The organism is Streptomyces sp. NPDC017890, assembly GCF_044328675.1.
GTDB lineage: Bacteria > Actinomycetota > Actinomycetes > Streptomycetales > Streptomycetaceae > Streptomyces.
The window spans coordinates 179,107-189,503 of sequence record NZ_JBIRHU010000019.1 but is presented as its reverse complement, the minus strand read 5'-3'; the positions used below and the strand labels follow the sequence as shown (position 1 = coordinate 189,503).

At 72.1% G+C, this 10,397-nt stretch carries 8 protein-coding genes and 1 pseudogene; 5 read left to right on the top strand and 4 right to left on the bottom strand.

The window, feature by feature from the left end:
- Positions 1 to 257 precede the first annotated feature (257 nt).
- Positions 258 to 400 (top strand): annotated as a pseudogene (locus tag ACH4F2_RS25185) (TetR family transcriptional regulator); the annotation flags it as partial.
- Here ACH4F2_RS25185 and ACH4F2_RS25180 read toward each other — a convergent pair.
- The 4 genes from ACH4F2_RS25180 to ACH4F2_RS25165 all read right to left on the bottom strand — a co-directional run bounded on the left by ACH4F2_RS25180 (position 385) and on the right by ACH4F2_RS25165 (position 5,387).
- A complete protein-coding gene (locus tag ACH4F2_RS25180; RefSeq protein WP_398135003.1) occupies positions 385 to 1,419 on the bottom strand; it encodes a class I SAM-dependent methyltransferase in 1,035 nt (344 codons plus the stop codon). The pseudogene ACH4F2_RS25185 and the gene ACH4F2_RS25180 overlap by 16 nt on opposite strands.
- A gap of 117 nt (positions 1,420 to 1,536) precedes the next feature.
- Positions 1,537 to 2,688 carry an acyltransferase family protein gene (locus tag ACH4F2_RS25175; RefSeq protein WP_398135002.1) on the bottom strand — a complete coding sequence of 384 codons (1,152 nt, stop codon included), beginning with the start codon at positions 2,686 to 2,688 and terminating at the stop codon, positions 1,537 to 1,539.
- 387 nt (positions 2,689 to 3,075) lie between these two features.
- Positions 3,076 to 4,410 (bottom strand): polysialyltransferase family glycosyltransferase, encoded by a 1,335-nt coding sequence (locus ACH4F2_RS25170; protein WP_398135001.1) that lies wholly within the window; start codon positions 4,408 to 4,410, stop codon positions 3,076 to 3,078.
- Positions 4,407 to 5,387, bottom strand: a complete 981-nt coding sequence (locus ACH4F2_RS25165) for a glycosyltransferase family 2 protein (RefSeq protein WP_398135000.1) — start codon at positions 5,385 to 5,387, stop codon at positions 4,407 to 4,409. Before ACH4F2_RS25165 ends, ACH4F2_RS25170 begins: the two co-directional genes overlap by 4 nt.
- Positions 5,388 to 5,585: 198 nt before the next feature.
- Here ACH4F2_RS25165 and ACH4F2_RS25160 point away from each other — a divergent pair, with 198 nt between their 5' ends.
- From ACH4F2_RS25160 to ACH4F2_RS25145, 4 genes are read left to right on the top strand one after another with little or no spacing between them, the layout of a single operon-like run.
- Positions 5,586 to 6,932, top strand: a complete 1,347-nt coding sequence (locus tag ACH4F2_RS25160) for a DUF6716 putative glycosyltransferase (RefSeq protein ID WP_398134999.1) — start codon at positions 5,586 to 5,588, stop codon at positions 6,930 to 6,932.
- Positions 6,933 to 6,976: 44 nt separating this feature from the next.
- Entirely contained in the window at positions 6,977 to 8,254 is a 1,278-nt protein-coding gene (locus tag ACH4F2_RS25155; protein WP_398134998.1) for a cytidylyltransferase domain-containing protein, read from the top strand.
- Between the two features lie 13 nt (positions 8,255 to 8,267).
- Complete coding sequence (locus ACH4F2_RS25150) at positions 8,268 to 9,206, top strand: N-acetylneuraminate synthase family protein (RefSeq protein WP_398134997.1); 939 nt, start codon at positions 8,268 to 8,270, stop codon at positions 9,204 to 9,206.
- Positions 9,207 to 9,258: 52 nt separating this feature from the next.
- Complete coding sequence (locus ACH4F2_RS25145) at positions 9,259 to 10,326, top strand: hypothetical protein (RefSeq protein ID WP_398134996.1); 1,068 nt, start codon at positions 9,259 to 9,261, stop codon at positions 10,324 to 10,326.
- The last annotated feature ends 71 nt before the right edge of the window (positions 10,327 to 10,397 follow it).

The window sequence follows — 10,397 nt, the reverse complement described above, 5'->3', positions numbered from 1 at the left end:
GAGGGCGAGGACAACGTCCTCTACCCGATGAAGGACGCCCTGCGGGCACGGGCCACCGTGGGCGAGGTGTGCAACGCCCTGCGGGAGGTCTGGGGGACGTACGTGCCCTCGGATGCCTTCTGACGCCCACTGAGCTGGGCGGTTGCCTCGAATGGGTGACCTAGGGGCGAATTCCGCACGCCCCTGGTTACGCCCGTGAAGGGTGTTCCACGCTTCACCGGCGTTCTCCATGCTTCACCGGCGTGGTGCACGTACGACTGGACGAACGTGCCCGCCTGATGGCCGAATACCCCTTGACGGCTCAGGCGGGCGCGGAGATCTTCACGGACTGCGAGCGGCACTTCGAGGAGCGCCGGGACCGGTGGTCGAAAGGACCGGGGCCGCCTACCGCCTCGACTGATCCGTACCCGACGCCTTCGCCCGCCGCGCCGCCCGGTTCCGGCGCACCGCGCGGGTGACGGCCGGCGGCAGCAGGTCCAGCGCGAGACGGCGGGTGCGGTCGCGCGGAGTCGGCGGCCGTGTCGTCCGTGCCGCGCGGTCCGCCGAAGACGCCTGCTTGGTCTGCTCCGGTACGGGCGCGGCATCCGCCCGTTGCGCCGAGGATGCGGGCGCCTGCGAGCCGGGCGCCGGCGAACTCGGCACCGCCGCGGGCGCCGGGTGCCGCGAGAGCGGCAGCGAGGGCAGCCGCATCCGCTTGCTCTTGGCGCGGGCCCGGACCAGCTGGTGTCCGGCGGCCTGCTCCACGGTCACGGCACAGTCGTCGCGTCCGCGCAGCGCGGCGAGCAACTCCTCCCGCACGGGCTCGGGATCGCCCCAGGTGCCGTACAGCTTCTGGCTGCTCAGGCAGACGGGACGCAGCCCGCGGTTGAGCACGGCCTCCCAGGCGGCGACGGCCACGCCCGGGGTGTGCTCGCTGCGGAAGTCGTCGAGGACGACGATGCCGTCGGGCAGCAGCAGGTCCCGGGCCGCGCCGATGTCGCCCTGGACGTGCTCGTACAGGTGCGAGGCGTCGATGTGGGCGAAGCGGCAGGTGCCGGGCGCGACCTCGTCGGTGATCGCGGAGCTGGGGGCCTGGACGATCGTCGGCAGGACGTCGTGGAAGGAGAGGTAGTTCTGCTCGAAGGCCTGCCGGGTGAGAGAGGAGTACGACTTCGCCGCCTCCGCCCGGTTGGCCGCGTCCGGCGGCTCGGTCCCGAACAGGTCACAGACCGTGAGAGTCTCGCCGTCCCGCAGGTGGTGCCCCAGCAGAATCGCGCTCTTGCCCAAGTAGGCCCCCAGTTCGAGCAGGTCGCCGCGGGTGTCCCGCTGCTCCTGCCGCTCCAGGAACCAGGAGAACAGCACCTGGTCGAGGGGCCAGAACCAGCCGGGGACGTCATTCAGCTCACCGGGGTACTTGTGCGTCTCTTGCGCAGTGGCCATGAAGTGAGGATGCCCCCTCGGTAGGGAAAGGAAGTGAGCACGCGCAATCCCATAGACGGAAAATCACACCAATCGCCCAGTGTGTCCGAGCGACCGCCGTCCGGAGGCGTGCGCCGCTCAATGGGTACGGGAGAGCGCCGACCGCAGTCGCGGGGTCAGCGGCCTCTCGACGAACCGGTGCAACAGCCACGCCAGCAGCAGCATCGCGGCCGTCGTCAGCGCGAAGGTCGCCGCGGACGGCACGTGCAGCTCGCGGTGCAGGGTGCGGATCACCACCCAGCCCAGGTGCTCGTGCACCAGGTAGAAGGGGTACGTCAGCGCTCCGGCCACCGTCAGCCAGCGCCAGTTCGCCCGGCTCAGCCGGCCCAGCGCGATCGCCGCCACCGCCACGAACCCGAACGCGACGACGAGGACGATGCCGAACGTGGTGCGGTGGGCGAAGGCGTCCGGGTCGGCGGCGTTCCACAGCTCGGCCACCGCGTAGTGCTGCCCGACCAGGAAGCTCACCGCCGTGATGCCCCACCCGTGGGCGTCCCGCCGGTCACGGTGGACGAGGTACAGGCCGATACCGCCCACGAAGAAGGGGGCGTACTCCGGCATCAGCACCAGGTCGAGCAGCGGCTCGTCCGCGGCCCGCGCGAGCACCGCCGCCAGGAGCCAGCCGCCGCAGAACATCAGGACCCGCCGGCGGTTCGCGCCGGGCAGGACGACACACAGCGCGAACAGCGCGTAGAAGCGGACCTCCACCCACAGCGTCCAGCACACGCCCAGCACCCGGTCCGCGCCCAGCGGCTGCTGCAGCAACGTCAGGTTGACCAGCGCGTCGCTCGGCGACACGGCCTCGTAGGCGACCGCCGGCAGTACGAACACCGCGGTCACCAGGACGACCGCCACCCAGTAGGCGGGCATCAGCCGGGACACGCGGGACGCGAAGAACGACGTCAGGGACCGGCCCCAGCCGCTCATGCAGATCACGAACCCGCTGATCACGAAGAAGACCTGGACACCGAGACAGCCGTAGGCGAACAGGGTGTGCAGCGTCGGGAACTGGACCTCGGGGGAAGTGCCCCACGCGTCGGTGACGGAGCCGCCGCGTCCGCCGTAGTGGTACGCCGCCACCATCAGCGCGGCCACCAGCCGCAGGCCGTCCAGGGCGCGCAGCCGCCCCGGCGCGGACTTCCGCGCTCGCGGTGCCGGCCCGGCCGGTGCCGGAGAGAGGGCGGCCGGACCGGGCCGCGCTGTCGGGGTGCTCACGGCCGTCTCGGTCACGCTCGTACTACTCCTTTGACCGCTGTCCGGTCGATCTCGGTTCCTCAGGAGGCTAGGCAGTGCCTGTTCGGAAGATGAACAACTGAGCGGACAGGCGCGAGAACATCAGTGGAACTCCCGGTGTCCGGTCCTCCCGGTGTTCCGCCACGACGTGCCCGGTCGCATGGGCACACCGAAAAACTCTTCGACCGCAGGACTCCAGTTCGCCCGTACATTCGTCGCCGGTGGCGGTTGTCGATGAGGACGGCGATAAACGCGGACAACCAGCCCGGTCCGAAGGGGCTGTGACGCACAGAAGTGCGAAGGAGTGTTCGTCGGGAACGTGAACGGAGTGCGGACCGGTGATTGCCGCACTCGGCGCCCAGGTCCGCGACGCCGGTGATCACCTCAATTCCTGATCGAGCGTCGAATGGCCCTGGCTCGCCGCACCACCTTGCGCGCCGTGGAATTGTGCGGCAGGAACGCCAGCCGCTCCGGAATGCCGCCGGGCAGGCCCAGCGAGGTCAGCCGGCGCTTCTTGAAGTACCGCCGGGTGCGGGCGTTCAGGTTGCCCCGCAGGTACTCCTCGGCCGCCGGCCGCAGCTCGGGCAGGATCTTCGGCTGCATCGCGAACCCGACGGCCCGCACCAGCGCGGCGAGGGCGTCGGTGTCCAGCTTCCGCCGCCCCTCGGTGACGGCGGCCGAGTCGGCCGGCTCGGGCAGCAGCGCGTCGACGATGGTGACCGGGACCCGGTTGCTGTTCTCGTACGGCGTCAGCCGGTCCAGCAGCGTATCGGTGCCGACCCGGGCGACCGGCAGCCCGTACAGCGCGGAGGCGGTGAGCAGCGCGGTGGAGAAGCAGCCCACGACCAGCGCCGGACGCATCCGCTGGTACAGCACCTCGGCGAGGACCGGCGTGTCCACCACGGTGAGGTCGACACCGAGTCTCTCCGCCTCCTGCTCCAGGGTGCGGGTGAAGCGGGCCGGGGCCGTGGGGTGCGGTTTGAAGACCACGCGGGTGTGCCCGAGGCCGACGGCGCCGGTCAGCATGGACACGTGCAGGCTCTCCTCCTCCTCGGCGGAGAGGATGTCCAGCGCCGACAGGTACTGGCCGAGCAGTACCGCGGGCCGCTCCACGTCCGGCAGACCGGCGCCGGTGTCGGCCAGCCCGGTCAGCACCTTGGTGAACGCCTCGGTCGGTACGATCTCCGCCCCGACCTCGAACTCGGTCAGCAGCAGCGGCGCGAGCCCCGGTACCAGGTCGAGGTGGAGCAGCCGCTCCACGCGCGTGCCGACCAGCGGATCGAGCTTGTTGCGGGTGGGGCCGTAGCTCATCAGGCCGTCGGCGTAGACGGTGAGGGGCGCGTCGGTGAAGATCTGTGCCACGCCGAGCGCCGGGTGCACCTGGATCGACTCCACGGCGAGTGCCACGTCGTCGTCGCCGATCCCCCAGGCCAGCCGCAGGTACCGCTCCCACATGGGCGCGTCCTCCACCCGCGGGGACCAGCCGCCGGGGTGGAAGGGGAAGATCGCCTCGTTCCACGACACCACGTCGTCGAACCGCGTCCGCAGCTGCTCGAACCCCGGCATCCGGTCCACGGACGGCGTCGTCTCGGGCGTCGTCGCGTTGTTGGAGACCAGCAGGATCCGCCGGTCGGCCGCGTCGAAGCAGCCGGAGTCGAGGGCGGCGGCGAGGGTGGCCGTGCCGTACAGCGTCGACGCCAGGAAGATCTGCGTGGTCACGCGGCCACCTCCGTGGCCTGCGCCGCACGGCGGCGCAGCCGGCGCAGCCGCGTGGCGCGCTCGGCGTCCATCGAGCCGAGCACCTCGTCCAGCGCGTCCTGCGGCATCCGCCGCAGCGCGGCGGCGCTCATCGCCTTCAGTTTGCGGGCCACGGCGGGTTCGAACCTTTCGATGGAACCGAGATGGTGGGAGATGATCGCGCAGTACGTGCGCACGGCCTTCGGCAGCAGACCCGCGGCGTCGGCGTCCCCGGCCGCACCGGCGACGACCTCGTCGAAGGCGCGGATGAAGTCGAGCTGGCGGACGTCCCCGATCTGGGTGAGCGAGGACGCCACCCCGCGCCGGTAGAAGACGCCGAGCAGCCCGGTCACCGCGAAGGACTCCGCCTCCCGGTGCAGCTTCCAGATCCACGGCCGGTCCTCGGCCGTGCGCAGCCCGTCGGTGAAGTGCAGCAGACCTCGCTCGACCAGCCGGCGGTGGTAGACGCCGGCCCACGCGTAGGCGTAGTCGACGGAGGTGGACCGGTGGGCGGGCAGGATCGCGTCTCGCGGGCGCAGCGGCATGCCCCGGCGGCCGTGCGGCACCCGGTGCACGACGCGGGCCCGTGCGGTGCACTGGACGTGGTCGGTGCGCACGAAATCGCAGCCCAGCTCCTCGATCGCGGCGACGAGCCGGTCGTAGTAGCCGGGGGCCAGCCAGTCGTCACCGTCCAGGAAGGTCAGGTACTCGCCGCGCGCCCGGTCGATGCCGGTGTTGCGGGCGGTGGCCAGGCCGCCGTTCTGTTCGTGTCTGACCAGCACCGCCCCCGGCAGCTCGGCCTCGGCCCGCTCGAGCAGGTCCGCGGTCCCGTCCGACGAGCAGTCGTCGACGAGAATGAATTCGAAGTCGTCCCGCGCGTTCGCGCGCAGACTCCGCAGAGTGTCGGGTGCGTATTGCCGCACGTTGTAGAACGGCACGATGACGGAGAGCTTTGGCACGTGAACGACGTTAGGCGGCGGCCCGGCACCGGGCTTTACCTGAACCTTGACACGGGGTGAATGAGGCGTGGCGAAGCCATGAAGTGCGTGCTGTTCCGGACGCCGGGCGGCTCGATTCGTCATTCGGCGATGTGCTGTTCACCCTTTGTTGGATTCCGGTTGGGCGGCTCCTAGAAATGGCTTCCTAGCGTCTACGACGTGCCAGCAAGTGCAACGAAGGCCCTGCGAGTCGCCGTCCTGGCGGACTCCGACACCCGGTGGAAATGGGGCGCGCTCACCGCGACCCGCATCTCACCCGGGGCCCCCGAGAACACCGACATCCGTCTGGACGGCTACCTCCTGCGCGGCCGAGCCACCCCCACCCCGCGCCAGCTCCGGGAAGTCGGCGTCACCGCGGACTCGCTCCGCGAGGTGACCGCCGCCGAGTTCCTGCGGGCGATGGGCGGGGCGACGGGCGAGGAATCCTACGACGTCCTCGTCCTCGCCCTGGTCGGCGGCGGCGTCCAGGCGATGCTGCACGGCCTGGGCCGGCTCTGGCAGGACCGCGCCGAGAGGCCCGTGGTCGTCACCGGCTACGTCGGCGTCGTCTACGAGAAGCTCGCCGACGGCCTGCTGCTGCGCCACGGCGCCGACCTCGTCCTCGCCAACTCCCGCCAGGACGCGGACCGCTTCCGGACCGTGTACGAGGGTGTCGGCGCCGACGCCACCGCGGTGACCGAGGTCGCCCTGCCCTTCCTGGGCGGAGCCGCCTACCCGGGGGAGCCCGGCGCCGGGGAGCGCCCCTACACGGTCGTCTTCGCCGCCCAGCCCTCCGTGCCGGACAGCCGCAAGGACCGTACGTACCTCCTCGAACGGCTGATCCGGCACGCCCGGCGGCACCCCGAGCGCGAAGTGCTGCTCAAGCTGCGCTCCAAGCCCGGCGAACACACCACGCACATCGAGGAGCTGCCCTACCAGAAGCTGGTGCAGCGGGCCGACCCGCCGCCCAACTTCCGCCTGGTCTACGGGCACATGGGCGAGGTCCTCGACCGCACCGACCTGCTGGTCACCATCAGCTCCACGGCGGCCCTCGAATCCCTGCACCGCCGCATCCCCACGGTCGTACTGACCGACCTGGGCGTGCGTGAGGCGCTCGGCAACCACCACTTCGTCGGCTCCGGCTGCCTCGCATCCTGGGACCAGCTCGACGAGGGCCACCGCCCGGCGCCCGACCCCGAGTGGGTCGCCCGGCAGGGCGTGGCGGCGGACGGCGGTTACGAGACCGCCTTCGACGAGGCCCGGGGGCGCATCGCGAAACTGCTCGGCCGGCCCGGCGGCCTGCCCCCGATCGCCCCGTACTACACACCGGTCACCGCCCCCGGCTACCTCCCCGGCATCCTCGCCCGCCACCACCTCGCCCCCGACGGCACGCCGCTCCCCGGGGCGCCCGCCGCCGACAAGGCGCCCGGCCCGGTCCGGCAGGTGGTGCGCCGCGCGGCCCGCGGCGCCTACCGGCACGGCGTCCAGCGGGTCGCCCCGGTGATCCGGCGCATGGGGGAACTGTGACCGCCCCGAACCGTCTCCGTACCGGTCTCCAAGGAGTACAGCCCATGTCCCAACCGGAAGCGGGCCGGGGCGCCGACGTGCGCCGTGTGCTCGCCGTGATCCCCGCGCGCGGCGGTTCCAAGGGCGTGCCCGCGAAGAACCTCGCGCCCGTCGGCGGCGTACCCCTGGTGGCCCGGGCGGTGCGCGAGTGCCGGGCCACCCGGCTGGTCACGGACGTCGTGGTCTCCACCGACGACCAGGCCATCGCCACCGCGGCCCGGGAGGCCGGCGCCGAGGTCGTGCTGCGGCCCGCCGCCATCGCCGGGGACCTGGCCACCTCCGAGGCCGCCGTCCTGCACGCCATGGACACCCACGAGGCCCTGCACGGCGCGCCCGTCGACGTGGTGCTGCTCGTGCAGTGCACCAGCCCCTTCATCGTCCGCGAGGACATCGACGGGGTGGCCGGCGCGGTCGCCGAGGGCGGCGCGGACACCGCGGTGACCGTGGCCCCGTTCCACGGCTTCGTGTGGCGGGACGGCACCGACGAGACCGGGGAAGCGGAAGGCGGCCACGGCGTCAACCACGACAAGTCGTACCGCCCCCGCCGCCAGGACCGCCCCCAGGACCTGCTGGAGACCGGCGCCGCCTACGCCATGGCCGCACCCGGCTTCCGCGAGCACCGGCACCGCTTCTTCGGCCGCACCGAACTGGTCCGCACCGACCCGGCCCGCGTCCTGGAGATCGACGACCCGCACGACCTGGCCCGCGCCCGCGCCCTGGCGCCCCTCTTCGACGCCGCCGGGCCCGGCGCCCTCCCGACCGCCGCCGACATCGACGCGGTCGTCCTCGACTTCGACGGCACCCAGACCGACGACCGGGTGCTGATCGACTCCGACGGACGGGAGTTCGTCTCCGTGCACCGCGGCGACGGCCTCGGCATCGCCGCCCTGCGCCGCAGCGGCCTGACGATGCTGATCCTGTCCACGGAAGTGAACCCGGTCGTCGCCGCCCGCGCCCGCAAGCTCAAGCTCCCCGTGCTGCACGGCATCGACCGCAAGGACCTCGCGCTCAAGCAGTGGTGCGAGGAGCAGGGCATCGCCCCCGAGCGCGTGCTCTACGTCGGCAACGACGTCAACGACCTCCCGTGCTTCGCCCTCGTCGGCTGGCCCGTGGCGGTCGCGAGCGCCCACGACGTCGTACGCGGCGCGGCCCGCGCGGTCACCACCGTCCCCGGCGGTGACGGCGCCATCCGGGAGATCGCGAGCTGGATCCTAGGCCCCTCGCTCGACTCACCCGGCTCAACCGACTCCCTCGAAACCCCCACGCTCACCCAGTCCAAGTAAGGAAACCCCCAGCATGAGCACCAACTCCCGCATCCGCGCCTTCGGTTCCCGCGAGGCCGGCCCCGGCCGCCCCGTCTACATCACCGGCGAGATCGGCATCAACCACAACGGCGACCTCGAGAACGCCTTCAAGCTGATCGACGCCGCCGCCGAGGCCGGCTGCGACGCGGTCAAGTTCCAAAAGCGCACCCCCGAGATCTGCACCCCGCGCGACCAGTGGGACATCGAGCGCGACACCCCCTGGGGCCGGATGACGTACATCGACTACCGCCACCGCGTGGAGTTCGGCGAGGACGAGTACCGCCAGATCGACGACTACTGCAAGACCAAGGACATCGCCTGGTTCGCCTCCCCGTGGGACACCGAGGCCGTCGCCTTCCTGGAGAAGTTCGACGTACCCGCCCACAAGGTCGCCTCCGCCTCGCTCACCGACGACGAGCTGCTGCGCGCCCTGCGCGCGACCGGCCGCACGGTCATCCTCTCCACCGGCATGTCGACCCCGAAGCAGATCCGCCACGCGGTCGAGGTCCTCGGCTCGGACAACATCCTCATGTGCCACGCCACGTCGACGTACCCGGCGCAGGCCGAGGAGCTCAACCTCCGCGTCATCAACACCCTCCAGCAGGAGTACCCGAACGTCCCGATCGGCTACTCCGGCCACGAGACCGGCCTGCAGACCACCCTGGCCGCCGTCGCCCTCGGTGCCACCTTCGTCGAGCGCCACATCACCCTCGACCGCGCCATGTGGGGCTCCGACCAGGCCGCCTCCGTCGAGCCGCAGGGCCTGACCCGCCTCGTCCGCGACATCCGCACCATCGAGGCCTCCCTCGGCGACGGCGTCAAGAAGGTCTACGACTCCGAGCTCGGCCCCATGAAGAAGCTGCGCCGCGTCACCGGCGTCGTCGCCGAGGCGGAGATCGCCGCCGCCGCGGGCGAGCCGGTCACGGTCTGACACCCGGCCCGACACCCCCACCACGCCCTCACCACGGGACGGTCCTACGCCGATGAGCCCCCGCGCCGGGAATGCCGGCCCCCACACTCTCGCCTTCGTCGAGAGCCCGGTACAACTGCTGAACGTGCTGGAGTGGGCGCACACGCGCGCACCCGGCGCGGAGCTCACCCTCGTGGTCCTCTCACCCGTCGACCCGATGACCCGCGGCCAGCTGCGCCGCATGTCCGAACTGGCCCGCAAGGAGGGCCACCAGGTCCGCTGGGAGGAGGCGAGAGGCGGCGCCACGGCCCCCTTCCGCACGGTCGGCGGCCTGACGACCGCCCTGCGCCACGCGGACCGGATCGTCATGGGCGACCCCTTCTCCCGCTACGTGCAGCTGCTCCTCACCATCACCCGCGCCCGGGACCTGGTCGTCGTCGACGACGGCACGGCCACGATGGAGTTCGTCACCCAGCTCGCCCACGGCGAACGTCTGGTGCGCTGGCACCGCAAGGGCAGCCGCCCCGGCCCGCGCGACCTGCTCTTCGCCCCGGTCTCCGGGTCCGCGCGCCGCCGTCTGACCCCGTCCGGGAACCGCCGGGTCTCGGTCTTCTCCTCCATGCCCATCGAGGACACCCCGGACGGCGTCACCGTCACCGCCAACGACTTCGCCTGGACCCGGGCCCGCTTCGGCCCGCCCCGCATCACCAAGGGCGCCGACATGGTCGGTACGTCGCTGGTGGAAACCGGTGTCGTCGACGGCGACCGCTACGTGGACGCCGTACACGGCCTGGCGAAGACCCACGGCGCGGCCCGCTACTTCGCCCACCGCCGCGAGAGCGCCGACAAGCTCCACCGGCTGGCCGTGGAAACGGGCCTGGAGATCGTCCGCCCCGACCTCCCCCTGGAACTGATCGCCCGCCGCGGCCCCATCGGACGCACCGTCCTCAGCTTCCCCTCCACCGTCGTCCACACCCTCCCCCTGGCCCTGGCCGGCACCGAGGTCCGGGTCGCCGTCTGCGACATCGACCCGGCCTGGCTCACCGAGACCGCCTCACCGCGGGCCCGGGGCTTCCTGTCCGGCGTCACGGGGTCGGCGCGGGGCGCACACCGGCTGTCGGCGGTGGCGGGCACCGGGTAGCCCCGTGCCGGGGCCGGGCAGGACACCTGCTTCCGGGGTGCCTGCCTCGCGGCGCCGCAGCCGGTGCCGTC

Bases quoted from the DNA above. Each gene is read 5' to 3' on its own strand.
- ACH4F2_RS25145 (WP_398134996.1), top strand. From the start codon at position 9,259: ATGAGCCCCCGCGCCGGGAATGCCGGCCCCCACACTCTCGCCTTCGTC.
- ACH4F2_RS25150 (WP_398134997.1), top strand. From the start codon at position 8,268: ATGAGCACCAACTCCCGCATCCGCGCCTTCGGTTCCCGCGAGGCCGGC.
- ACH4F2_RS25180 (WP_398135003.1), bottom strand. From the start codon at position 1,419: ATGGCCACTGCGCAAGAGACGCACAAGTACCCCGGTGAGCTGAATGAC.
- ACH4F2_RS25155 (WP_398134998.1), top strand. From the start codon at position 6,977: ATGTCCCAACCGGAAGCGGGCCGGGGCGCCGACGTGCGCCGTGTGCTC.